Genomic DNA, 23,796 nt, shown 5'->3' on the forward strand with positions numbered 1-23,796 from the left:
CCTCCTGCTCAGCTTGCAACCCTCGCTCACGATGCGCCGTCGAGTCCTGACCCTGTCCTCGCTCCTCTTGCTGTCGACCGCCCTGGCCGCGCCGCCACCGCCGGCGAGCCGCCCGGTGCAGCCGCGCGGGCCGCTGGATGCGGCCGAGCTGAACCATATCGCCGTGTTCAAGCGTGTCTCGCCCTCGGTGGTCCACATCACCACCTTGGCGCTGCGCCGCGACATGTTCTCGCTCAACGTCACCGAGGTGCCCAGCGGCACCGGCAGCGGCTTCGTCTGGGACGGCGCCGGCCATATCGTCACCAACGCCCATGTGATCCGCGGCGCCAACGGCGCGCGGGTGACCCTGGCCGACCAGAGCGAGTACGAGGCCGAGCTGGTCGGCGTATTCCAGGACCGCGACCTGGCCGTGCTGCGGATCAAGGCGCCGCGCGAGAAGCTGCCGCCTATTCCCGTCGGCTTGAGCCGCGATCTGCAGGTCGGCCAGCAGGTCTATGCGATCGGCAACCCCTTCGGCCTGGACCAGACCCTGACCACCGGCATCGTCAGCGCGCTGGGGCGAGAGATTGAGTCGCTGAACCGGCGCACGATACGCAATGCGATCCAGACCGATGCCGCGATCAACCCGGGCAATTCGGGCGGCCCGCTGCTCGATTCGGCCGGCCGGCTGATCGGCGTCAACACCTCGATCTACAGCCCCAGCGGCGCCAGCGCCGGCATCGGCTTCGCGATTCCGGTCGACGAGGTCAACCGCATCGTGCCACGGCTGATCCGCGACGGCCGCATGATCCGCCCGGTGCTGGGCGTGACCGGCGGACCGCCATCGCTGTCCGAGGTCTTGAAGCTGCCGCGCGGCGTCGCGCTGCTGCGCGTCGCACCCAACAGCCCGGCCGAGAAGGCCGGCCTGCGCGCTTTTGCCCGCGGCCGCGACGGGCGCCTGATCCAGGGCGATGTGATCACCGCCATCGACGACGAGGCCGTCGCCAGCTTCGACGATATGCTGACCCTGTTCGAGCAGCGCCAGGTCGGCGAGCGGGTCTCCTTAAGCGTCTGGCGCGCCGGGGCGACGCGCAAGCTGCAGGTCCAGCTGGCGGCCAGCGAGGATTGATCGCCCGGCAAGGAACTTGAACTATGGGCCCGGCCCGGCAAGGTCTTGGAGCGGGCTATAGACTGGGCCGATGAGCTTGCCCCTGTCCATCCTCGACCTCGCACCCATCGTCGAAGGCAGCGATGCCGCGAGCGCGCTGCGCCAGAGCATCGCACTGGCCCAGCATGCGGAAAAGCTCGGCTACCGGCGCTTCTGGGTGGCCGAACACCACAATATGGATGGGGTCGCCAGCTCGGCGACCGCCGTGCTGATCGGCCAGCTGGCGGCGGCCACCTCGACGATACGCGTCGGCTCGGGCGGCATCATGCTGCCCAACCATGCGCCGCTGACGGTGGCCGAGGCCTTCGGCACGCTGGCGACCCTGTTCCCGGACCGCATCGACCTGGGCCTGGGCCGCGCACCGGGCACCGACCAGCCGACAATGCGGGCGCTGCGCCGGCATCTGAGCACGGCCGCCGAGGACCGCTTTGCGGAGGATGTCGTCGAGTTGCAGACCCTGCTCGGGCCGCCGCGCGAGGGTCAGATCGTCCGCGCGATCCCGGGCCAGGGTACCGAGGTGCCGATCTGGCTGCTGGGCTCCAGCCTCTACAGCGCGCAGCTGGCCGCCTATCTGGGCCTGCCCTTCGCCTTTGCCTCGCATTTCGCGCCCGATCTGCTGCAGCAGGCGCTGGACATCTACCGCGCCCAGTACCGGCCCAGCGAGAAGCACCCCAGGCCCTATGCGATGGTCGGGCTGAACGTGATCGTGGCCGACAGCGATGCCCAGGCCAAGTACCTATTCAGTTCGCTGCAGCAGCGCTTTCTGGGCATGCAGCGCGGCCAGCGCGGGCCGCTGCCCCGCCCGGTCGACAGCATGGACGGCTTGTGGAGCGCTGGCGAGAAGGCCGGCGTCGAGCGTATGCTGGCCGAGTCGCTGGTCGGCTCGCCGGACAGCGTGCGCTCGGGCCTGGCGGCGACGCGCGAACGCACCGGTGCCGATGAGTTGATCGTTGCCTGCGCCGTGCACGACTTCGCGGCCCGGCTGCGCTCCTACGAGTTGCTGGCCGGGCTTTGAGCCGGCAACATACGCTTACGGGATGTTGGCCCGGCTGCGTTAACGTGCCGGCCGGACAGAGACAGATATCACGTTTGGAGCCCTGGGCATGCAGATTGCGTCGTACGAGTTCATTTCCGACAGCGGCCGGTTCGCCATCAGCTGGCGCCCTTATGGCCGCTGGCGCGTCAAGTGCGCGCAGGGATTGATCGACCGCTCGTTCGAGACGCCGCAGCAGGCGCTGGCCGAACTGGTGCGTCGCTTTCCGGTGCCGCCCGATCTGGACGACTGGATTCCGCTGGAAGCAACGGCCGGCGAGACCCTGCCCGGCGAACTGGACCCGCTGGGTCCGACCGGTAAGCTGGGGTAACAAGCGTAAGCCGGCAAGCAGCCGGCTTTTTCTTGGCAAGCCGGCGCAGCGCCGGCTGGTCTCCGCCCCTCAGCCCAAGGCCTTGCGCGCGTTGCGGAACATGCGCATCCAGGGGCTCAAGGCGCTCTTGTCGCCCGGGCTCCAGCTCATCTGCACATTGCGGAAGACCCGCTCCGGGTGCGGCATCAGCACGGTGAAGCGGCCATCGGCCGTGGTCACCGAGGTGAGGCCGTCCGGGCTGCCATTGGGGTTCAGCGGGTAGACCTCGGTCGGCCGGCCGGCGTTGTCCACATAGCGCATCGCGCGCGCGACCTGAGCCGCATCGCCGCGCTGCGAGAAGTCGGCATAACCCTCGCCGTGGGCGACGGCGATCGGCAGGCGGCTGCCGGCCATGCCCTGGAAGAACAGGCTGGGCGAATCGAGCACCTCGACCATGGCCAGCCGCGCCTCGAACTGCTCGCTCTTGTTGCGGGTGAACTTGGGCCAGTACTGCGCGCCGGGGATGATGGGCGACAGCGCCGCCATCATCTGGCAGCCGTTACACACGCCCAGCGCGAAGCTGTCGGGCCGCGCGAAGAAGGCCTTGAAGTCCTCGGCCAGCACCGGGTTGAACATCACCGAGCGGGCCCAGCCCTCGCCGGCACCGAGCGTGTCCCCATAGCTGAAGCCGCCGCAGGCGACAAAGCCCTTGAAGTCGCGCAGGCTCGCGGCCCCCGACTGCAGATCGCTCATGTGCACGTCGTAGCTGTCGAAGCCGGCCAGGGCCATCGCATAGCTCATCTCGACATGCGAGTTGACGCCCTGCTCGCGCAGGATCGCCAGCCTGGGCCGCGCGCCCCTATTGATGAAGGGCGCGGCGACATCGTCGGCCGGATCGAAGCTCAGCAGCTGATGCTGGCCCGGATCGTCGGCACGGCCGACCTCGGCATGCTCGCTGTCGGCACAGGCCGGGTTGTCGCGCAATTGCGCGATGCGCCAGCTGACCTCGTCCCAGCTCTTGTGCAATTGCTCCAGCGGCGCCGCAAAAACCTTCTTTGCATCGCGCCAGACCTCGATCTGGCCGCTGCTGTTCGGCTTGCCGATCACATGGCTGTGCTTGGACAGGCCATGCGCGCGCAGCAGCTGCAGCGCCGCATCGCGGTCGGCCGTGGCGACCTGCAGCACGGCACCGAGTTCCTCGTTGAACAGCGCCTTCAGGGTCAGCTCGTTGCGGCGCGCGTCGACCTGCTGGGTCCAGTTCTTGACGTCGCCCTCCTCGACCTCCTGCACCAGCATGTCCACGTTCAGGCTGACGCCGACATGGCCGGCAAAGCCCATCTCGCAGACGGTGGCCCAGAGGCCGCCGTCGCCGCGGTCGTGGTAGGCCAGCAGCTTGCCGTCGGCGCGCAGCGCGTTGACGGCGGTGACCAGGTTCTTCAGCAGCGCGGCATCGTCCAGATCGGGCACCGATCCGCCGAACTGGTTCAAGGTCTGCGCGAGGATGGAGCCGCCCATGCGGTTCCGGCCCTGGCCCAGGTCCACCAGGATCAGGCTGGTGTCGCCGGCCTGCAGCTGCGGCGTCAGCGTCTGCCGCACATCGGCAATCGAGGCAAAGGCGCTGATGATCAGCGAGACCGGCGCCGTCACTTGTCTATCGTCCCAGCGCGTGCGCATCGACAGCGAATCCTTGCCCACGGGAATGGACACGCCCAGCGCCGGGCACAGCTCCATGCCGACCGCCTTGACGGTGTCGAATAGCGCGGCGTCCTCGCCCGGCTCGCCACAGGCGGCCATCCAGTTGGCGCTGAGCTTGACCCGCGGCAGCTCGATAGGCGCGGCCAGCAGATTGGTGATCGCCTCGCCGACGGCCATGCGGCCCGAGGCCGGCGCATTGACGGCCGCCAGCGGCGTGCGCTCGCCCATGGCCATCGCCTCGCCGGCAAAGCCCCTGAAGTCGGCCAGGGTGACCGCGCAATCGGCCACCGGCACCTGCCAGGGTCCGACCATCTGGTCGCGCGAATTGAGGCCGCCGACCGTGCGGTCGCCGATGGTGATCAGGAAGCGCTTGGAGGCGACGGTCGGGTGGCGCAGCACGTCGTGGGCGGCCTTGCTCAGATCGACGCCGGTCAGCTCCAGCCGGCCGCCCGAGCGCTCGACGCGGGTGACATCGCGGTGCACCTTGGGCGGCTTGCCCAGCAGCACATCCATCGGCATGTCGATCGCGCGCTCGCCGCCCTCACCGTCTTCCAGGATCAGCTCGCGCTCTTCGGTGGTCACGCCGACGATGCCGAAGGGGCAGCGCTCGCGTTCGCACATGCTCTGGAACAGCTCGAGGCTTTCGGGCGCGATCGCCAGCACATAGCGCTCCTGGCTCTCGTTGCACCAGATTTCCTTGGGCGCAAGACCCGACTCCTCCAGCGGCACCCGGCGCAGATCGAAGCGCGCGCCGCGGCCGGCGTCGTTGACCAGTTCGGGGAAGGCGTTCGAGATGCCGCCGGCGCCGACGTCGTGGATAGCCAGGATCGGGTTCTTCTCGGCCAGGCCCCAGCAATGGTTGATCACTTCCTGCACGCGCCGCTCGATCTCCGGATTGCCGCGCTGCACCGAGTCGAAGTCCAGATCGGCCGTGTTGGTGCCGGCCGCCATCGAGGAGGCGGCACCACCGCCCATGCCGATGCGCATGCCCGGGCCGCCGAGCTGGATCAGCAAGGTGCCGGCGGGGAACTCGATCTTCTTGGTCAGGTCCGCGCGGATCGCGCCGAGACCGCCGGCGATCATGATGGGCTTGTGATAGCCGCGCTGGACGCCGTCGACTTCCTGCTCGTAGACGCGGAAGTAGCCGCCCAGATTCGGCCGGCCGAATTCGTTGTTGAAGGCCGCGCCGCCCAGCGGGCCCTCGATCATGATCTGCAGGGCGCTGGCGATGTGCGCGGGTTTGCCGACGTTGGCCTGTTCCCAGGGCTCATTCAATCCCGGCAGACGCAGGTTCGAGACCGAAAAGCCGGTCAGGCCGGCCTTGGGCTTGGCGCCGCGGCCGGTGGCGCCCTCGTCGCGGATCTCGCCGCCGGCGCCGGTCGAGGCGCCCGGGAACGGCGAAATGGCGGTCGGGTGGTTGTGCGTCTCGACCTTCATCAAGACATGGGCCGTCTCGGCCCGCGCCTCGTACTTGGGCGCGCGCCGATCTGTCAATGAAGGGCCGGCCGGCATCCAGCGTTCGATCGCGTGGCCTTCCATCACGGCGGCGTTGTCGGAATAGGCGATCACCGTGTGCTGGGGCGACAGCTTCTCGGTGTTGCGGATCATGCCGAACAGCGACAGCGGCTGATCCACGCCATCGACGGTGAACTTGGCGTTGAAGATCTTGTGGCGGCAATGCTCGGAGTTTGCCTGCGCGAACATCATCAGTTCGACATCGCTGGGGTTGCGCTTCAAGCTGTTGAAGGCATCGACCAGATAGTCGATCTCGTCGTCGGACAGGGCCAGGCCGAAGTCCTTGTTGGCCTTCTCCAGTGCGCCACGGCCATGGCCCAGCACGTCGACATGCTCGAGTGGCTGGGCGGTCTTCTCGTCGAACAGATGGCGGGCGTCCTCGCGGGCCAGCAACACGCTCTCGGTCATGCGGTCGTGCAAGAGCTCGGCGCAGGCGAGCAGCTCGGCCTGCGTCAGCGTCTTCACGCCGCCCAGCAGGCCCGACTTCAGCGTGATGCGGTACTCGGTAACGCGCTCGACGCGGTGGATGCCGAGGCCGCAGTTGTGGGCGATGTCGGTGGCCTTGGAGGCCCAAGGGCTGACGGTGCCCAGGCGCGGCGCGACGACGACCAGGGCGCCCTCGGTTCCGCCTTCGTAGGCATCGCCGTAGTTCAAGAGCGCGGCCAGCTTGGCCTCGTCCTCGGCCCCCAGCGCGGCATCGCTCCAGACCCAGTGCACATGGCGGGCCGCCACGCCGTTAATGCGCTCGTTGACCGCCTGCAGCCGCGGCAGCAGAGCCTGGGCGCGAAAAGCCGACAGAGCGTTGCCGCCCTCGAAAGAAAGCAGATGCTTGGTGGAAGCCATGGAGTCCCGCGATGCCTGCCAGACCGATGCGATCTGGCCTTCTGGATGAAGTGCGGGATTCTACCGAGGCTGACCGCCGCTCCCGGGCGAGCGGCGGCAATTTCACCAACTGGTCAGCCTTTGCTCAGCGCTCGGTCTTCATGCGATCGACGATGGCCTCGCAGCGATCGATCAGCGCGCCCTGGTCGATCGTCGTCAGCGCCCGGCCCTTCAGCACCTGGCGGCCGCCGACCCAGACGTCGGACACATGCTCGCGACCGGCCACATAGACCAGTTGCGCCGCCGGGTTGTAGACCGGTCGGCATTCCAGCGCGTCGAGCGAGACGGCGACGCAATCGGCCAGCTTGCCGACCTCCAGCGAGCCGAGCTCGTCGCCCCGGCCCATGGCCCGGGCCGCGCGCAAGGTCGCCATCTCCAGCGCCGTGCGCGCCGAGACGGTCAGCGGGTCGCCGCTGACGCCCTTGGCCAGCAGGGCCGCGGCGCGGATCTCGCCGAACATGTCCTGACGGTTGTTCGAGGCGGCGCCGTCGGTGCCGAGGATGGTGTTGATGCCGGCCGCCTCCAGCGCCTTCAGCGGCTGCACGCCCGAGGCCAGCTTCAGGTTGGAGTTCGGGTTGTGGACCAGATGGACCTTCTGCTTGGCCAGCATCTCGATCTCGGCCTCGTTCAGATGGACCATGTGCACGGCCATCATCTTCTCGTTCAGCAGGCCCAGCTTGTTCAGGCGCTCCAGCGGCCGCATGCCGTGCTGCTTGACGCTGCCCTCGACCTCGTCCAGCGTCTCGTGGATGTGGCAGTGCATCTGCAGGCCGTGCTGCTCGGACAGCTGGCGCAGCTTGATGAAGGTCTCGTCCGAGACCGTGTAGGGCGCGTGCGGCGCGCTGGTCCAGTCCAGCAGCTTCTCGCCCTTGAACTGCTCGTAGGCAGCCAGGCCCTTGGCGATGTAGTCGTCCGGCCCCGAGGCGTAGCCGGTCGGGAAGTCGATCACATTGATGGACACGCCGGCGCGGATGCCCGCATCGACCGCGGCGCGCGCCATCGCGGTGGGGAAGAAATACATGTCATTGAGGTAGGTCACCCCGCCACGCAGCGCCTCGGCCGCCGACAGCAACGAGCCCTGGTAGGTCCAGTCCTCGTCTACCCACTTCTTCTCCAGCGGCCAGATGTGGTTGTTGAGCCAGTCCATCAGCGCCAGGTCGTCGGCAACGCCGCGCAAGAGCGACATCGCCGAATGCGTGTGGCCGTTGATCAGGCCGGGAATCAGCACATGTGAGCCCAGCTCGACGCGCTCGGCGCTCGGATACCGGGCCTCGGCCTGGGCCCAGGGCAGCACGGCGGCGATGCGCTCGCCCTCGATCACCAGCGCATGCCGGTCCAGCACCTCGCTGCCGGGGGCCATGGTCAGCAGCCAGCGCGGCTTCAGAATCTTGGTCGTCGTCATCTCATCATCCTCATAGATCGAAAGCCTGGTCGAACAGGGCCAGCACGCGTTCGGCGTGAACGCCGATGCAGGCCTGCTGCACCGGCTGATCGCTCCAGGCCGTGCGCGCATGATGGCCCATGTCCTTGAAATCCTGAATCGTCTGACCGCGCGCCAGGCCCTCGCAGACGACGCGCACCGGGCCGGCGCGCAGTGTGAAGGCGCCGGGCTCGATCGCATAGGCGATCGCGCTGGCGTCGTGCGCATAGACGCCGGCGATGCCGTCGCGCTCGCTGTAGAAATCCTGGTAATGGCGGGTCGCGCGCCAGATGAAGTCGCCGACCTGGCCGCCGCGGCCCTGCAGCGCGGCCAGATAGCGTTCGTCCATCACCACCTGCTGGGTCACGTCGAGGCCGACGATGACCAGCGGCCAGCGCGCGGTAAAGACCTGGTCGGCCGCCTCGGGGTCGCTGATGATGTTGGCCTCGGCCACCGGCGTGACATTGCCGAAATGCCCGTTCATGCCGAAGGCGCCCCCCATCACGATGACCTGCCGGACCTTGTCGACGATGCCGGGATCGTGGCGCAGCGCCCGCGCGAGATTCGTCATCGGGCCGACGGCGATCAAGGTGATGGCACCGGGCTGCGCATTGACCATCTCGCAGATCAGCTCGTGTGCCGGGCGCGGATCGGGCGCCGGCAGCCCCCCATCGGCCTGCGCCTGGCCACCCAGGCCGTCCTCGCCATGCACATGGGCCGGGAACTCGGGCTCGCGGCTCGCCAGCAGCGGCATCGCCGCGCCGGCCGCCACCGGGATCTGCAGGCCGTAGAGCCGGCACAGCAGCTGCGCATTGCGCGTGGTCGTCGCCACCGAGGCATTGCCGAACACCGTGGTGACCGCGCGCAGGCGGATCGCCGGATGGCGGGCCAGCAGGTACAGCGCCATCGCATCGTCGATGCCGGGGTCGGTGTCGAAGATCACCTGCTGGAGGCCCAGGGCCGTGCTACTGCTCATCGCCGCTCCTCGTTGATCTCAAGTCCGTCAGGCGCGCGGCGCGAAGGCCGCGCCGAGTTCGGCGCGGCGCGGCATCGCCGACTGCACGCCGCTGCGGCTGACCGCGATCGCGGCCGCCGCCTGGCCCAGGCGCAGCGCCTCGGCGGCGCTGCGGCCTTCGGCCAGGCCGGTGGCCAGGCCGCCGACAAAGGTATCGCCGGCGCCGACCGTGTCGACCGCCTGCACCGCCTGGGCCGGCAGATGCTCGAGCCGGCCGCCGGCATCGGCCAGCAGCACGCCCTCGGCACCCAGCGTCACGACGACGGTGCGCGGCCCGCGCTGCAGCAGCGCCTGCGCCGCCTCGCGCGCCCCGGCCAGGCCGCTGAGCTGCGCCGCCTCGGTCTCGTTGAGCACCAGCCAGTCGCTTAAGCCCAGCAGCGCCTCGGGCACCTTCAAGGCCGGCGCCGCGTTCAGCACCGTGGTGGCCCCGGTGGCACGCGCCAGCGCGAAGGCCTCGGCGATCGCCGGCACCGGCACCTCCAGCTGTGCAACGACGACGGCGGCCGTCTGCAGCGCATCCTTGCTGGCGGCGACATCGTCGGGGCTCAGCTCGGCATTGCTGCCCGGCACATAGACGATGGCGTTCTCGCCGCCCTCGCTGGCGACCATGATGACGGCAATGCCCGGCAGGGCCTGCCCGTCGCGCACGACGCCCTCGCAGGCAATGCCCTCGTCGGCCAGCGCGCGCAGCAGCGCCGGCCCATGCTCGCGCGTGCCAACGCGTGCGACAAAGGCGACCTGGGCGCCCAGGCGCGCGGCGGCCACCGCCTGGTTCGCGCCCTTGCCGCCGGGCGCCATCACGAACTGCTGGCCGACCAGGGTCTCGCCCGGCGCCGGCAGGCGCATCCCATGGGCGACCATGTCCATATTGATGCTGCCGACGACGACGACACCGGTCCTCTTGCGTTCGCTCATTGCTTGTTTTCCCTCATCCCTTGTTCTCGGCCGGCGCGGCCGTGCTCTCGCGCACGACCAGGCGCGGCGTCAGCTGCACATCCTTCAGCGCCGCGCCCGGATTCTCGATCCGGTCGATCAGCACCCGGCCGGCCTCGTGGCCCAGCTGGCGGATCGAGCAGCCGACCGAGCTCAGCGCCGGAAACACATAACGGCTCAGCTCGATGTCATCAAAGCCGACGATGGACAGCTGCTGCGGCACCTTGAGCCCCAACTCGGCGGCGGCGCGCAGCGCGCCGATCGCCATCATGTCGTTGCTGGCGAAGATGCCAGTCACGGGCGCGGCCGCCCCACCTTGTGCGCGCAGCAGCTTGCGCACCGCCTCATAGCCGCCCGGGCTGGAGAAATCGCTCTCGACGACCAGTTGCTCGTCCGGCGCGAGGCCGGCCTCCAGCAGCGCGCGGCGCCAGCCCTCGATGCGCTCGCGCGAGACCTCGAACTCGGCCGGCCCGCTGATGCAGGCGATGCGGCGATGGCCCAGGCTCAGCAGATGCTGGACCGCGTTGTAGGCGCCCTGCTGGTTGTTGACGCTGACCCGGTCGGCGCGCGCGCCCGGCACCAGCCGGTCCACCGTCACCGAGGGCACGCTGGCCAGCTTGAAGATCCGCGCCAGCGCCTCGTCGTCGCCGGCCGAGGACAGCAGCAGACCGTCCACGCGTTTCTCCAGCAGGGTGCGCATGTACTGCTGCTGGCGCTTGGGGTCGTTGTCCGAGTTGCACAGGAAGACCGAGAAGCCGGCCAGGCGGCAGCACTCCTCGACGCCGGCGACCAACTCGGCAAAGAAGGGGTTGTTCACATTGGGCACCAGCACGCCGACGATCTTGGTCTCGCTCTTGCGCAGCGAGCGGGCGACCGCGCTGGGCAGATAGCCGATCTCCTCGACGGCGGCCAGCACACGCCGGCGCGCATCGGCGCTGACCGGGCGGGTGTCGTTCAGGACATGGGAAACGGTGGTGAACGAGACCCCGGCCAGGGCCGCCACATCTTTGATCGTGCTCAAGGTTTCGCTCGCCGCCTCGATGGCGGCTGTAGTCGGCAAACGTTTGCCAATGACCAAAGCATAGCCGAGATGTGCGGTCTTTCGCGGTCGGCGCGAGGAATTTGCGCAAATAGCGTCGAGCCCGGCGCCCCATCTAGCGAGCGGCGTCGAGCGCGCTCAGCGCCCCAAACGAAAAACCCCGACCTGCCGGAGCGGGTCGGGGTTGTCGGACGCTTGGGGCGATCAGCGCTGGGAGATCGGCTTGACGTCGCGGGCGCTGGCGCCGACGAAGAGCTGGCGTGGACGGCCGATCTTGTACTCCGGGTCGCCGATCATCTCGTTCAGCTGGGCGATCCAGCCGACCGTGCGGGCCAGCGCGAAGATCGCGGTGAACAGCGGCACCGGGATGCCGATCGCGCGCTGCACGATGCCCGAGTAGAAGTCGACGTTCGGGTAGAGCTTGCGGGCGACGAAGTACTCGTCTTCCAGCGCGATCTTCTCCAACTCCATCGCCAGCTTGAACATCGGGTCGTTGTGCAGGCCCAGTTCGTTCAGCACCTCGTGGCAGGTCTCGCGCATCAGCTTGGCACGCGGGTCGTAGTTCTTGTAGACACGGTGACCGAAGCCCATCAGCTTGACGCTGCTGTTCTTGTCCTTGACCTGCTTGATGAACTCGCCGATCTTGGCCACGCCGCCCTGCTTCTGGATGTCTTCCAGCATGTTCAGCGCCGCCTCGTTGGCGCCGCCGTGGGCCGGGCCCCACAGACAGGCCACGCCGGCCGCGATCGCCGCGAACGGGTTCGTGCCCGACGAGCCGCACAGGCGCACGGTCGAGGTCGAGGCGTTCTGCTCGTGGTCGGCGTGCAGGATGAAGATGCGGTCCATCGCGCGCACCAGCACGTCGTTGGGCTTGTATTCCTCGCAGGGCGTGGCGAACATCATGCGCATGAAGTTGCCGGCGTAGCTGAGGTTGTTCTGCGGGTAGATGTAGGGCTGGCCGATGGTGTACTTGTAGGCCATCGCCACCAAGGTCGGCATCTTGGCGATCAGGCGGATCGCCGAGATCTCGCGATGCTCGGGGTTATTGATGTCGGTGCTGTCGTGATAGAAGGACGACATCGCGCCGACCAGGCCGGTCATCACCGCCATCGGGTGCGCGTCGCGGCGGAAGCCGCGCAGGAAGAACTGCATCTGCTCGTTGACCATCGTGTGGTTGGTCACGCGGCTGACGAAGTCGGCCTTCTGCGTCTCGTTCGGCAGCTCTCCGTACAGCAGCAGATAGCAGGTTTCCAGATAGTCGCAGTTGGTCGCCAGCTGCTCGATCGGGTAGCCGCGGTACAGCAGCTCGCCCTTGTCGCCGTCGATATAGGTGATGGTCGAGTTGCAGGAAGCGGTCGACAGGAAGCCCGGGTCGTAGGTGAACTTGCCCGTCTGCGCGTACAGCTTGCGGATGTCGATCACATCCGGACCGATGCTGCCCTTGTAGATGGGCAGGTCCATTTGCGGGCTGCCGTCCGAGAACGACAGGGTGGCTTTGACGTCTGACGGGGTCATCATGGTCTCATTCCTCGGTTATTCGCTAAATCGATTCAGGGGGCGGTTCTGAGCAGGGCCAGAACCTCGTTCACATCGCTGCGGTCCAGCTCGCCTTCGGGTTCCTTGCGGCACAGGAACAGGTCCATCAAATCATTGTCGGACAAGTCCATCAGCAGCCGCAGACCTTCGGCCTGCGCTTCGGTGAGGCTGCTCTCGTGGCGCTTGAAAAAGCGCTCGATGAACAAGTCGTTCTCGAGCAGGCCGCGCCGGCAGCGCCAGCGCAGCTTGGAGAGCGCCCGTTCATCGATCAGGGTATCGGCAGCCATCATCGTCTCGGCATCAGACCGCGCGGCGGACCATCAATTCCTTGATCTTGCCGATCGCCTTCGTCGGGTTCAGGCCCTTCGGGCAGACATCGACGCAGTTCATGATCGTGTGGCAGCGGAACAGGCGGTAGGGGTCTTCCAGATTGTCCAGGCGCTCGGCGGTCGCCTCGTCGCGGCTGTCGGCGATGAAGCGGTAGGCCTGCAAGAGGCCGGCCGGGCCGACGAACTTGTCCGGGTTCCACCAGAAGCTCGGGCAGCTCGTGGAGCAGCTCGCGCACAGGATGCACTCGTACAGGCCGTCGAGTTCCTCGCGCTCGGTCGGCGACTGCAGGCGCTCCTTGTCCGGCGGCGGGTTGTCGTTGACCAGATAGGGCTTGATCGAGTTGTACTGCTTGAAGAACTGCGTCATGTCGACAATCAGGTCGCGCACGACCGGCAGTCCGGGCAGCGGCTTCAGCACGATGGTGCCGGGCAGCGTGCGCATATTCGTCAGGCAGGCCAGGCCGTTCTTGCCGTTGATGTTCATCGCGTCCGAACCGCAGACGCCTTCGCGGCAGCTGCGGCGGAAGCTCAGGGTCGGGTCGACCGCCTTCAGCTTGACCAGCGCGTCCAGCAGCATGCGCTCATGGCCGTCGAGCTCGATCTCGAGCGTCTGCATATACGGCTTGGCATCCTTGTCCGGGTCGTAGCGGTAGATCTGGAAAGTGCGTTTCATGTTGGCTCTCAATCCTTAGAACGTACGGACCTTCGGCGGCACCGATTCGACGGTCAGCGGCTGCAGGTTGACCGGCTTGTAGTCGAGGCGGTTGCCTTCGGAATACCACAGCGTGTGCTTCATCCAGTTCGCGTCGTCGCGGTTCGGATAGTCGTTGTGCGCATGGGCGCCACGGCTTTCCGGACGCGCCGCGGCCGAGGTCATCGTGGCCTTGGCGGCCTCGATCAGGTTCTCGACCTCCAGCGCCTCGACACGCTCGGTGTTGAAGACCTTGCTCTTGTCCTTCAGGCCGATGCCGCCGACGCGCTGGGCGACCTCGAGGATCTTGCTGACGCCCTCGTCCATCGAGGCCTGCGTGCGGAACACGCCGGCATGCTTTTGCATCGTCGAGCGGATGTCGTTGGCGACGTTCTGCGCGTATTCGCCGCTGGTCGACGACTCCAGGCGCGCCAGGCGGGCCAGGGTCTTGTCGGCCGCATCCTTGGGCAGCGGCTTGTGATTCTTCGTCTTCAGATTGAAGTCGACGATGTGGTTGCCGGCCGCCCGGCCGAAGACCACCAGGTCGAGCAGCGAGTTCGTGCCCAGGCGGTTCGCACCGTGCACCGACACGCAGGAGCATTCACCGACGGCGTAGAGGCCGTTGATGATGTCGTTGTGCTTGCCGTTCTTCGGCACGACGACCTGGCCGTGGACATTGGTCGGGATGCCGCCCATCTGGTAATGGATCGTCGGCACGACCGGAATCGGTTCCTTGGTGATGTCGACGTTGGCGAAGTTGTGGCCGATCTCCAGCACCGAGGGCAGGCGCTTGGCAATGGTCTCGGCGCCCAGGTGGGTCATGTCCAGCAGCACATAGTCCTTGTTGGGACCGCAGCCGCGACCTTCCTTGATCTCCTGGTCCATCGAGCGCGAGACGAAGTCGCGCGGCGCCAGGTCCTTCAGGGTCGGGGCATAGCGCTCCATGAAGCGCTCGCCATTGGCATTGCGCAGGATCGCGCCCTCGCCGCGGCAGCCTTCGGTCAGCAGCACGCCGGCGCCGGCCACGCCGGTCGGGTGGAACTGCCAGAACTCCATGTCCTCCAGCGGGATGCCGGCGCGCGCCGCCATGCCCAGGCCGTCGCCGGTGTTGATGAAGGCATTGGTCGAGGCGGCGAAGATGCGGCCCGCGCCGCCGGTGGCCAGCAGCACGGTCTTGGCTTCCAAGATGTGGACCTCGCCGGTCTCCATCTCAAGCGCGGTCACGCCGACGGCATCGCCCTCTTCGTCACGGATGATGTCCAGCGCCATCCACTCGACAAAGAACTGGGTGCGCGCCTTGACGTTCTGCTGGTACAGCGTGTGCAAGAGCGCATGGCCGGTGCGGTCGGCCGCGGCGCAGGCGCGCTGCACCGGCTTCTCGCCGTAGTTGGCCGTGTGGCCGCCGAAGGGCCGCTGGTAGATCGTGCCGTCGGCATTGCGGTCGAAGGGCATGCCGAAATGCTCGAGCTCGTAGACGACCTTGGGCGCTTCGCGGCACATGAACTCGATCGCGTCCTGGTCGCCGAGCCAGTCGGAGCCCTTGACGGTGTCGAAGAAGTGGTAGTGCCAGTTGTCCTCGCTCATATTGCCCAGCGAGGCGCCGATGCCGCCCTGGGCGGCGACGGTGTGCGAGCGGGTCGGGAAGACCTTGGACAGCACGGCCACGTTCAGGCCGGCCAGCGACAGCTGCAGCGAGGCACGCATGCCGGAGCCGCCGGCTCCGACGATGACGACGTCAAACTTGCGCTTTGCGAGTGTGGTTCCGATTTGCATTTTTTCTCAAAGCCTCCAAAGCACCTGGATCGCCCAGCCGGCACAGCCGACCAGCCACACGATCGTGAACACCTGCAGCGCCAGACGCACGCCGACCGGCTTCACATAGTCCATCCAGATATCGCGCATGCCGACCCAGGCGTGGTAGGCCAGCGAGATGATGGTCACGAAGGTCAGCGTCTTCATCCACTGCGAGGAGAAGATCGCGGCCCAGTGGTCGTAGCCGAGTTCGCCGGGCATCAGGAACTGCACGAGCAGCGCGACGGTGAACAGGGCCATCAGGACGGCGGTGATGCGCTGGGCCAGCCAGTCACGCAGACCGTAATGCGCACCGGTGACGATGCGCTTGGAGCCGAAAGTGCTCATGTCTTTTCCTTCTTCTCAGTACACGCCGAACAGCTTGGCGCCAAGCAGCACGGTCAGCGCCAGACTCAGCACGAGGGTCACCAGCGCCGAGCTGTGGCCCTGGGCCTTGCTGACGCTGTGCGTCGCGTCCATCCACAGATGGCGCACGCCGGCGATGAAGTGGTGCAGATAGCCCCAGATCAGGCCCAGCACGACCAGCTTCACGAACCAGGCCGGGACGACGCCGACGCCGGCGACGAAGGCATTGGTGAAGACGTCATAGGAGATGTCCGAAGTCAGGCTCTTGTCGAACATCCAGATGACGAAGGGCAGCAGCAGGAACATCAGCAAACCGCTGACGCGATGCAGGATGGACACGATGCCGGCCGGCGGCAGACGGTAGGAAACGATCTGCGTCACATGGATGTTGCGATAGACCGGGCGACTTTTATTGGTGGCGTCTGTCATAACCAACCTTGTTGTGGATGTAACGGAAGTGAAACCGGACGATTTTATTGCAATGCAACAGCGTCCAAGCGCCGCTCGTGCGGGCAGCGCAACGGCGGGGGACTTAGTTCAGTTCATTGCGATAGAAATGGGTGGAAGTGTTGTATAGGCCGCGGCGCAGTTCCACCGGCCTGTCCCCATAGGTGAAGGACAGGCGCTCGACACTCAGCAGCGGCGTGCCGACGGGCACCTGCAAGAGCGCCGCGCTATCGGCATCGGCCGCTACCGCGCGAATCTTTTCCTCGGCGCGGATCATGTGGACACCGAACTCGGCCTCGAACAGGCCATAGAACGGGCCGCGGTGCTGGGCCAGCCTCTCGGCCGTCAGACCCTTGAACAACTGGCCGGGCAGCCAGATATCGTCCAGCACGACCGGCACGCCCTTGCTGTGCAGCAGCCGCCGCACCTCGACCATCGCGTCGCCGGCACGCATCTGCAGCGCCTTGGCGATCCAGGCCGGCGCGCGCTGGCGGCGGCAGTCGAGCAGTTGCCGACCCAGCGCCTCGGAACCCTCGTCGGGCACCAGGCGCAGGAAGCGGTACTGGATTTTTTCCTCGGCATGGGTGGCGACGAAGGTACCCTTGCCCTGGCGGCGCACCAAGAGGTTCTCGGCCGCCATCTCGTCGATTGCCTTGCGCACGGTACCCTGGCTGACGCCGAAGCGCGCGGCCAGTTCCAGCTCGCTGGGAATGGCCTCGCCCGCCTTCCATTCGCCGGCCTGCAGCCGCGCGATCAAGAGGCTCTTGATCTGTCGGTACAGCGGGCTGAAGGACGCGGCCCCTTCGGGGCGCGGCAGTTCAGCGGCGGGGACGAGCGGCGTCGACATCGGCGCATTGTCCACCAATTTGACGGATGTCTTCTATAAGACATAAGACAAAACGGTCGCCGCGCCAATTCGTCGCATAATCGCGGGCTGATCGAGATGCGATTCAGGGAAAGCCCTGGGACTGACCTAAACTCGCTGGACCCGCCTCGAACGACCGAATCCCTTCATTCATCGTCATCCTCTCGGAGCTTTCACATGAGCAATAAGAAACCCGTTCGCGTTGCCGTCACCGGCGCCGCTGGCCAGATCGGCTATGCCCTGCTATTCCGCATCGCCTCCGGCGAGATGCTGGGCAAGGACCAGCCGGTGATCCTGCAGCTGCTGGAGATCCCGGACGAGAAGGCCCAGAACGCGCTGAAGGGCGTGATCATGGAGCTCGAGGACTGCGCCTTCCCGCTGCTGGCCGGCATCGAGGCCCACAGCGACCCGCTGCAGGCCTTCAAGGACACCGACTACGCGCTGCTGGTCGGCGCCCGCCCGCGCGGCCCCGGCATGGAGCGCGCCGATCTGCTGGCCGCCAACGCCCAGATCTTCACCGCCCAGGGCAAGGCGCTGAACGCCGTCGCCTCGCGCAATGTCAAGGTGCTGGTGGTCGGCAACCCGGCCAACACCAATGCCTATATCGCGATGAAGTCGGCGCCGGACCTGCCGCGCGAGAACTTCACCGCCATGCTGCGCCTGGACCACAACCGCGCCGCCTCGCAGCTGGCCGCCAAGGCCGGCGTCAAGGTCGGCGAGATCGAGAAGCTGACCGTCTGGGGCAACCACTCGCCGACGATGTACGCCGACTACCGCTTCGCCAGCGCCGGCGGCAAGTCGCTGAAGGACGCGATCAACGACCAGGTCTGGAACGCCGACACCTTCCTGCCGACCGTCGGCAAGCGCGGCGCCGCCATCATCGCCGCCCGCGGCCTGAGCTCGGCCGCCTCGGCCGCCAATGCCGCGATCGACCATATGCGCGACTGGGCACTGGGCTCGAACGGCAAGTGGGTCACCATGGGCGTGCCCTCGAACGGCGAATACGGTATCCCCAAGGACGTGATGTTCGGCTTCCCGGTCACCACCGAGAACGGCCAGTACAAGATCGTCGAGGGCCTGCCCATCGATGCCTTCTCGCAAGAGCGCATCAACATCACGCTGGCCGAGCTGCAGGGCGAGCAGGACGGCGTCAAGCACCTGCTCTGAGCGTCGCGCCTGAGCGAAACTAAGGGGTCGGCGCGCGCCGGCCCTTTTCTTTTTTGGGAATCCGACTTGAGCACCGCACTGCATCCGAAACTGGCCCTGTTCGAGGAAGGCGACGCCGCCGCGAGCCTGCCCGTCGTCGACCATTACTGCGGCATCGAGGCGCGCATGAAGAAGAGCCTGGAGCTGCAGGCGCAGATGGGCCCGGTCTTCGACATCACGCTGGACTGCGAGGATGGCGCGCCGATCGGCGGCGAAGCCGAGCATGTGCAGCTGGTGCTGTCCATGCTCAACGGCGCCGACAACCGCCACGGCCGTGTCGGTGCCCGTGTCCATCCGCTCGACCACCCCGCCTTCGAGGCCGATGTCGACGGCCTGATCGCCGGCGGCGGCGAGCGGCTCGCCTACCTGATGCTGCCCAAGCCGCGCGGCCTGGCCGATGTGCAGCAGGCCTGCGACTTTATCGATGCCGCCCTCGCCCGCCACGGCATCGCCAAGCCGCTGCCGGTGCACACGCTGATCGAGACCCATGGCGCCTTGCGCGAGGTGCAGCAGATCGCCGCCCATCCGCGCATCGAGTCGCTGTCCTTCGGACTGATGGATTTCGTCTCCGCGCATCGCGGCGCGATACCGCGCGCCGGCATGAGCGCACAGGGTCAGTTCAACCATCCGCTGGTCGTGCGCGCCAAGCTCGAGATCGCCGCCGCCGCCCATGCCTGGGGCAAGACGCCCTCGCACTGCGTCGTCACCGAGTTCAAGAGGACGGCGGCGATCCAGGAGGCCGCCCAGCGCGCCGCCCGCGAGTTCGGCTACACGCGCATGTGGAGCATCCATCCGGCACAGATCCAGCCCATCATCGATGCCTTCGCGCCCAGCGTGGCCGAGATCGACGAGGCGATCGACATCATCCACGCGGCGCAGGCCGCGCAATGGGCGCCGATCCAGTTCCGTGACGTCCTGCACGATCGCGCCAGCTATCGCTATTTCTGGCAGTTGCTGGAACGCGCGCACCGCACCGGCCAGGCGCTGCCGGTCGAGGTGCAACTTGCCTACTTCGACACGCCTGCCACCATCGCCGGCGCCTGAGCATCGGGAAAAGCAGGACGCTGTAGCGCCGGCGCGCCAGTGACAATCGCTCACCCGTCCCTTGCGCCGCCGAGGCTACAGTGCAGCGCGCCATCCCGAGCCGTAATGGCGTTTCCGCCGTATTTCAGAAAACCTCATGACCAAGACCCGCAGCCTTCCCCTCCTGACCCTGCTGATCGGCGCCCTGTCGCTGGCCGCCCAGGCCCAGCCTGCCGCCAAGCCGGCCGCCAAATCGGCCACAGCCCCGGCCGCGACGTCCAAGGGCCGCGCCGCCAAACCCGAGCCCAAGCCGGCGGCGCCGGCCCCGCTGCCGGATGCCGACGAGGAGCAGCTGGCCGCCATCGAACGCGCCTATCTGGGCACCTACGACTGCGAGTTCAAGCAGTCGGTCAGCATCACCCGCAACAGCAAGCAGGGCTATCTGGACGTGATGTGGCAGAAGAGCACCTTCACGATGAAGCCGGTGCTGTCCAGCACCGGCGCGCTGCGCCTGGAAGACGTGACCGGCCGCACGCTGATGATCCAGATCGCCAACAAGTCCATGCTGCTGGATACCAAGGTTGGCCAGCGCCTGGTCGATGAATGCCTGCACCCGGAGCAGCGCGCCGCGATCGAGCGCATGAAGGCCGAACGCGCCGCCGCGCTGGCCTCGGGCATCCAGCGCCCGGACAACGGCCTGGGCATCGAGCCCAAGGCCGCCGTCGCCGCGGCCGCCACCGCTGCTACGGCCGCCGCCACCGCCGCCTCGGCGGCCGACAGCGCCGCGCTTGCCGCCGCCAAGGCAGCCGCCGCCGCTTCGGCCCTCGCGGCCGCGGTACCGGCCACGGTTCCGCCCGCAGCGGCCGGCTCCGCGCCCAGCGCGCCGGCCGCCGCCAGCACCGCGGCCGCCGCAGCCTCGGCAGCCTCCGCCGCCACCGCTGCGGCAACGGCGGCCTCGGCCGCCGAAGGTGCGGCCGCCGTCGCGGCCAAGGCCGCGGAAGCCGCCTCGGCAGCTGCCGCCGCCGCCCTGCCGGCGAGCGCCACGCCGCCGGCCGCCGCAGCCTCGGCCGGCGCACCGAAGTCCTAAGGCCCTTCGAACGGCCCGGCGGGGCTGTCCGCGCGCAGGAAAGTATGTAAAATCATTGCATACTTTCCCTTCCATACCTGCTCCGGCAGGCATGGAGCGTCCCGGAGCCTCGCATCATGGAAGCCACCGTTGCCGAACGCGGGCAGATCACGCTGCCCAAATCCGTTCGTGATGCCCTGGGCCTGACCAAGGGCACGACCCTCAAGGTCGAGCTCGACGGCGCCCGCATCATCCTGCGCAAGAACGTCGACGACGCGATCTCGCGCGCCCGCGGCAAGTTCAAGCTCGACGGCTTCGAGTCGGTCGACGACGCGATGCGCGCGATCCGCGGCCGCGCCCCGGGCGATCCGGTCGAGAACTGAGCCGCGATGATCGCCATCGATTCCTCGGTCCTGATCGACCTGCTCTCGGGCAGCGCCCGCGCCGACATGGCCGAGGCCGCGCTGCGCGAGGCGCTGAGCCACGGCCCGGTGGTCGTGAGCGACGTCGTCGTCTCCGAGGTCTGCTCCTCGCTGCAGGGCGGCGACCAGGCGATGCAGGTGCTTGAGGACATGGGCATTCGCTACAGCGCGGTCGAGCAAAAGGCCGCGATCCGCGCCGGCGAGATGCAGCGCCGCTACCGCACGCGCGGCGGCCAGCGCCAGCGCACCGTTCCCGATTTCATCGTCGGTGCCCATGCACTCTTGCAATGCAGCGCGCTGATCACCGCCGACGACGGTTTCTTTCGTGATTACTTCAAGGGGCTCAAGCTGATCGTGCCGAGCACGCCGGCCTGATCGCCAAGCGCCCCACACCATTTACTGCCAGCCAACCAGGAGTCGACATGCTGCAAGCCTACCGCCAACACGAGTCCGAGCGCCGCGCTCTGGGCATCCCCCCGCTGCCGCTGGACGCCAAGCAGGTCGCCGAGCTGATCGAGCTGATCAAGAATCCGCCCGCCGGTGAGGACGCCTTCCTGCTGGACCTGCTGACCCACCGCGTGCCGCCGGGCGTCGACGATGCCGCCAAGGTCAAGGCCAGCTTCCTGGCCGCCGTCGCCCATGGCGACCTGAAGGTCGGCCTGATCTCCAAGACCAAGGCCACCGAGCTGCTGGGCACCATGGTCGGCGGCTACAACGTCCATCCGCTGATCGAGCTGCTGGCCGATGCGGAAGTCGCCGGCACTGCCGCCGCCGCGCTGAAGAAGACGCTGCTGATGTTCGACTACTTTAACGACGTCGCGCAATTGGCCAAGGGCGGCAATGTCTTCGCCAAGGACGTGATGCAGAGCTGGGCCGACGCCGAGTGGTTCACCTCGCGCCCCGAAGTGGAGAAGAAGATCACCGTCACCGTCTTCAAGGTGCCCGGCGAGACCAATACCGACGACCTGTCGCCGGCGCCTGACGCCTGGAGCCGCCCGGACATCCCGCTGCATTACCTGGCGATGCTGAAGAACACCCGCCCCGACGCGGCCTTCAAGCCCGAGGAGGACGGCAAGCGCGGCCCGATGCAGTTCATCGAGGAGCTGAAGAAGAAGGGCCATCTGGTCGCCTATGTCGGCGACGTCGTCGGCACCGGTTCCAGCCGCAAGTCGGCCACCAACTCGGTGATCTGGGCCACCGGCCAGGACATCCCGTTTGTTCCGAACAAGCGCTTCGGCGGCGTGACGCTGGGCGGCAAGATTGCGCCGATCTTCTTCAACACGCAGGAAGACTCTGGCTCGCTGCCGATCGAGGTCGACGTCAGCAAGCTCGAAATGGGCGACGTCATCGACGTGCTGCCTTATGAGGGCAAGCTGGTGAAGAACGGCGAGACCGTGGCCGAGTTCAAGCTCAAGAGCGATGTGCTGTTCGACGAGGTGCGCGCCGGCGGCCGCATCAACCTGATCATCGGCCGCTCGCTGACCGCCAAGGCGCGCGAGTTCCTGGGCCTGCCCGCCTCGACCCTGTTCCGCCTGCCGCAGGCGCCGGCCGCCTCGAGCAAGGGCTTCACCTTGGCGCAGAAGATGGTCGGCCGCGCGGTCGGCCTGCCGGAAGGCCAGGGCGTGCGCCCGGGCACCTATTGCGAGCCCAAGATGACCACCGTCGGCTCGCAGGACACCACCGGCCCGATGACCCGCGACGAGCTGAAGGACCTGGCCTGCCTGGGCTTCTCGGCCGATCTGGTGATGCAGTCCTTCTGCCACACGGCCGCCTATCCGAAGCCGGTCGACGTCAAGACTCACCGCGAGCTGCCCGCCTTCATCTCGAATCGCGGCGGCGTGGCCCTGCGGCCGGGCGATGGCGTGATCCACAGCTGGCTGAACCGCCTGCTGCTGCCCGACACCGTCGGCACCGGCGGCGACTCGCACACCCGCTTCCCGATCGGCATCTCCTTCCCCGCGGGCTCGGGTCTTGTCGCCTTCGGCGCCGCCACCGGCGTGATGCCGCTGGACATGCCCGAATCGGTGCTGGTGCGCTTCAAGGGCGAGATGCAGCCCGGCGTGACCCTGCGCGACCTGGTCCATGCGATTCCGCTGTACGCGATCAAGGCCGGTCTGCTGACCGTCGCCAAGGCCGGCAAGAAGAACATCTTCTCCGGCCGCATCCTCGAGATCGAGGGCCTGCCGGACCTGAAGGTGGAACAGGCCTTCGAACTCAGCGACGCCTCGGCCGAGCGCTCGGCCGCCGGCTGCACGATCAAGCTGAACCCCGAGCCGATCAAGGAATACCTGACCAGCAACGTCGTGCTGATGAAGAACATGATCGCCGACGGCTATGCCGACGCCAAGACGCTGCAGCGCCGCATCGAGAAGGTCGAGGCCTGGCTGGCCAAGCCGGATCTGCTGGAAGCGGACAAGGACGCCGAGTACGCCGCCGTGATCGAGATCGACCTGGCCGACATCACCGAGCCCATCGTCTGCTGCCCGAACGATCCGGACGACGCCAAGGTGCTGTCCGAGGTTGCAGGCGCCAAGATCGACGAGGCCTTCATCGGCTCCTGCATGACGAACATCGGCCACTTCCGCGCCGCGGCCAAGCTGCTGGGCGGCCAGCGCGACATTCCGGTCAAGCTGTGGGTCGCCCCGCCGACCAAGATGGACCAGAGCGAGCTGATCAAGGAAGGCCATTACGCCGCCTTCGGCACCGCCGGTGCGCGCACCGAGATGCCGGGCTGCTCGCTGTGCATGGGCAATCAGGCGCAGGTCCGCGAGGGCGCGACGGTGATTTCGACCTCGACCCGCAACTTCCCGAACCGTCTGGGCAAGAACACCAACGTGTATCTGGGCTCGGCCGAACTGGCCGCGATCGCCTCCCGCCTCGGTCGCCTGCCGACGAAGGACGAGTACCTGAAGGAAATGGGCGTGATCGACGCCGACAAGGCCAGCGTCTACCGCTATATGAACTTCGACCAGATCGAGGAGTATGCGGAAGCCGCCAAGGGCGTCACGGCCTGATCCGGCTTGCCGCCAAGCAGGGCCCGCCATCGGCGGGCCTTTTTAATTGCC

The 23,796-nt window shown here is 67.4% G+C and carries 21 protein-coding genes; 9 read left to right on the forward strand and 12 right to left on the reverse strand.

Features of this window, described 5'->3' with window-relative positions:
* The first annotated feature begins 31 nt into the window (after window positions 1-31).
* The 3 genes from QWJ38_RS15990 to QWJ38_RS16000 all read left to right on the forward strand — a co-directional run bounded on the left by QWJ38_RS15990 (window position 32) and on the right by QWJ38_RS16000 (window position 2,511).
* The gene (locus QWJ38_RS15990; RefSeq protein ID WP_290360101.1) at window positions 32-1,108 is read left to right on the forward strand and encodes a S1C family serine protease; all 1,077 of its coding nucleotides are present in this window, start codon (window positions 32-34) and stop codon (window positions 1,106-1,108) included.
* Window positions 1,109-1,178: 70 nt separating this feature from the next.
* Complete coding sequence (locus QWJ38_RS15995) at window positions 1,179-2,162, forward strand: LLM class flavin-dependent oxidoreductase (protein ID WP_290360102.1); 984 nt, start codon at window positions 1,179-1,181, stop codon at window positions 2,160-2,162.
* Window positions 2,163-2,250: 88 nt separating this feature from the next.
* On the forward strand, window positions 2,251-2,511 hold the full coding sequence (locus QWJ38_RS16000; RefSeq protein WP_290360103.1) for a hypothetical protein: 261 nt from the start codon (window positions 2,251-2,253) through the stop codon (window positions 2,509-2,511).
* A 69-nt stretch (window positions 2,512-2,580) separates the two neighbouring features.
* Here the strand turns inward: QWJ38_RS16000 and purL are convergent, their stop codons facing one another.
* The 12 genes from purL to QWJ38_RS16060 all read right to left on the reverse strand — a co-directional run bounded on the left by purL (window position 2,581) and on the right by QWJ38_RS16060 (window position 16,996).
* Window positions 2,581-6,543: a phosphoribosylformylglycinamidine synthase gene (purL, locus tag QWJ38_RS16005; RefSeq protein ID WP_290360104.1), complete on the reverse strand. Its 3,963-nt coding sequence runs from the start codon at window positions 6,541-6,543 to the stop codon at window positions 2,581-2,583.
* A gap of 124 nt (window positions 6,544-6,667) precedes the next feature.
* Complete coding sequence (locus QWJ38_RS16010; RefSeq protein WP_290360105.1) at window positions 6,668-7,984, reverse strand: TRZ/ATZ family hydrolase; 1,317 nt, start codon at window positions 7,982-7,984, stop codon at window positions 6,668-6,670.
* A gap of 10 nt (window positions 7,985-7,994) precedes the next feature.
* Window positions 7,995-8,978: a nucleoside hydrolase gene (locus tag QWJ38_RS16015; RefSeq protein ID WP_290360106.1), complete on the reverse strand. Its 984-nt coding sequence runs from the start codon at window positions 8,976-8,978 to the stop codon at window positions 7,995-7,997.
* 27 nt (window positions 8,979-9,005) lie between these two features.
* Window positions 9,006-9,932 (reverse strand): ribokinase, encoded by a 927-nt coding sequence (gene rbsK / locus QWJ38_RS16020; protein WP_290360107.1) that lies wholly within the window; start codon window positions 9,930-9,932, stop codon window positions 9,006-9,008.
* Window positions 9,933-9,945: 13 nt separating this feature from the next.
* Window positions 9,946-10,971 carry a LacI family DNA-binding transcriptional regulator gene (locus tag QWJ38_RS16025; protein ID WP_290360108.1) on the reverse strand — a complete coding sequence of 342 codons (1,026 nt, stop codon included), beginning with the start codon at window positions 10,969-10,971 and terminating at the stop codon, window positions 9,946-9,948.
* Window positions 10,972-11,193: 222 nt separating this feature from the next.
* Window positions 11,194-12,504 carry a citrate synthase gene (gltA, locus tag QWJ38_RS16030; protein ID WP_290360412.1) on the reverse strand — a complete coding sequence of 437 codons (1,311 nt, stop codon included), beginning with the start codon at window positions 12,502-12,504 and terminating at the stop codon, window positions 11,194-11,196.
* A gap of 35 nt (window positions 12,505-12,539) precedes the next feature.
* The gene (locus QWJ38_RS16035) at window positions 12,540-12,812 is read right to left on the reverse strand and encodes an FAD assembly factor SdhE (protein ID WP_290360413.1); all 273 of its coding nucleotides are present in this window, start codon (window positions 12,810-12,812) and stop codon (window positions 12,540-12,542) included.
* A gap of 13 nt (window positions 12,813-12,825) precedes the next feature.
* Entirely contained in the window at window positions 12,826-13,527 is a 702-nt protein-coding gene (locus QWJ38_RS16040; RefSeq protein WP_290360109.1) for a succinate dehydrogenase iron-sulfur subunit, read from the reverse strand.
* Between the two features lie 15 nt (window positions 13,528-13,542).
* Entirely contained in the window at window positions 13,543-15,318 is a 1,776-nt protein-coding gene (sdhA, locus tag QWJ38_RS16045; RefSeq protein ID WP_290360110.1) for a succinate dehydrogenase flavoprotein subunit, read from the reverse strand.
* Window positions 15,319-15,324: 6 nt separating this feature from the next.
* Window positions 15,325-15,684, reverse strand: a complete 360-nt coding sequence (sdhD, locus tag QWJ38_RS16050; RefSeq protein ID WP_290360111.1) for a succinate dehydrogenase, hydrophobic membrane anchor protein — start codon at window positions 15,682-15,684, stop codon at window positions 15,325-15,327.
* A gap of 15 nt (window positions 15,685-15,699) precedes the next feature.
* Window positions 15,700-16,131, reverse strand: coding sequence for a succinate dehydrogenase, cytochrome b556 subunit (sdhC, locus tag QWJ38_RS16055; RefSeq protein WP_290360112.1), 432 nt, complete (start codon window positions 16,129-16,131; stop codon window positions 15,700-15,702).
* Between the two features lie 103 nt (window positions 16,132-16,234).
* Window positions 16,235-16,996: a GntR family transcriptional regulator gene (locus QWJ38_RS16060; RefSeq protein WP_290360113.1), complete on the reverse strand. Its 762-nt coding sequence runs from the start codon at window positions 16,994-16,996 to the stop codon at window positions 16,235-16,237.
* Between the two features lie 195 nt (window positions 16,997-17,191).
* On the opposite strand from QWJ38_RS16060, the gene QWJ38_RS16065 reads away from it, so the two are divergent.
* From QWJ38_RS16065 to acnB, 6 genes are all read left to right on the forward strand, one after another.
* Window positions 17,192-18,181 carry a malate dehydrogenase gene (locus QWJ38_RS16065; protein ID WP_290360114.1) on the forward strand — a complete coding sequence of 330 codons (990 nt, stop codon included), beginning with the start codon at window positions 17,192-17,194 and terminating at the stop codon, window positions 18,179-18,181.
* A 66-nt stretch (window positions 18,182-18,247) separates the two neighbouring features.
* Complete coding sequence (locus QWJ38_RS16070; RefSeq protein ID WP_290360115.1) at window positions 18,248-19,264, forward strand: HpcH/HpaI aldolase/citrate lyase family protein; 1,017 nt, start codon at window positions 18,248-18,250, stop codon at window positions 19,262-19,264.
* A 136-nt stretch (window positions 19,265-19,400) separates the two neighbouring features.
* On the forward strand, window positions 19,401-20,330 hold the full coding sequence (locus QWJ38_RS16075; RefSeq protein WP_290360116.1) for a hypothetical protein: 930 nt from the start codon (window positions 19,401-19,403) through the stop codon (window positions 20,328-20,330).
* 116 nt (window positions 20,331-20,446) lie between these two features.
* The gene (locus QWJ38_RS16080; protein ID WP_290360117.1) at window positions 20,447-20,692 is read left to right on the forward strand and encodes an AbrB/MazE/SpoVT family DNA-binding domain-containing protein; all 246 of its coding nucleotides are present in this window, start codon (window positions 20,447-20,449) and stop codon (window positions 20,690-20,692) included.
* A 6-nt stretch (window positions 20,693-20,698) separates the two neighbouring features.
* Window positions 20,699-21,106, forward strand: coding sequence for a type II toxin-antitoxin system VapC family toxin (locus tag QWJ38_RS16085; RefSeq protein ID WP_290360118.1), 408 nt, complete (start codon window positions 20,699-20,701; stop codon window positions 21,104-21,106).
* Window positions 21,107-21,153: 47 nt separating this feature from the next.
* Complete coding sequence (gene acnB, locus QWJ38_RS16090; RefSeq protein ID WP_290360119.1) at window positions 21,154-23,745, forward strand: bifunctional aconitate hydratase 2/2-methylisocitrate dehydratase; 2,592 nt, start codon at window positions 21,154-21,156, stop codon at window positions 23,743-23,745.
* The last annotated feature ends 51 nt before the right edge of the window (window positions 23,746-23,796 follow it).

The organism is Roseateles violae, assembly GCF_030410485.1.
In the GTDB taxonomy this organism is placed as follows: domain Bacteria; phylum Pseudomonadota; class Gammaproteobacteria; order Burkholderiales; family Burkholderiaceae_C; genus Roseateles_D; species Roseateles_D violae.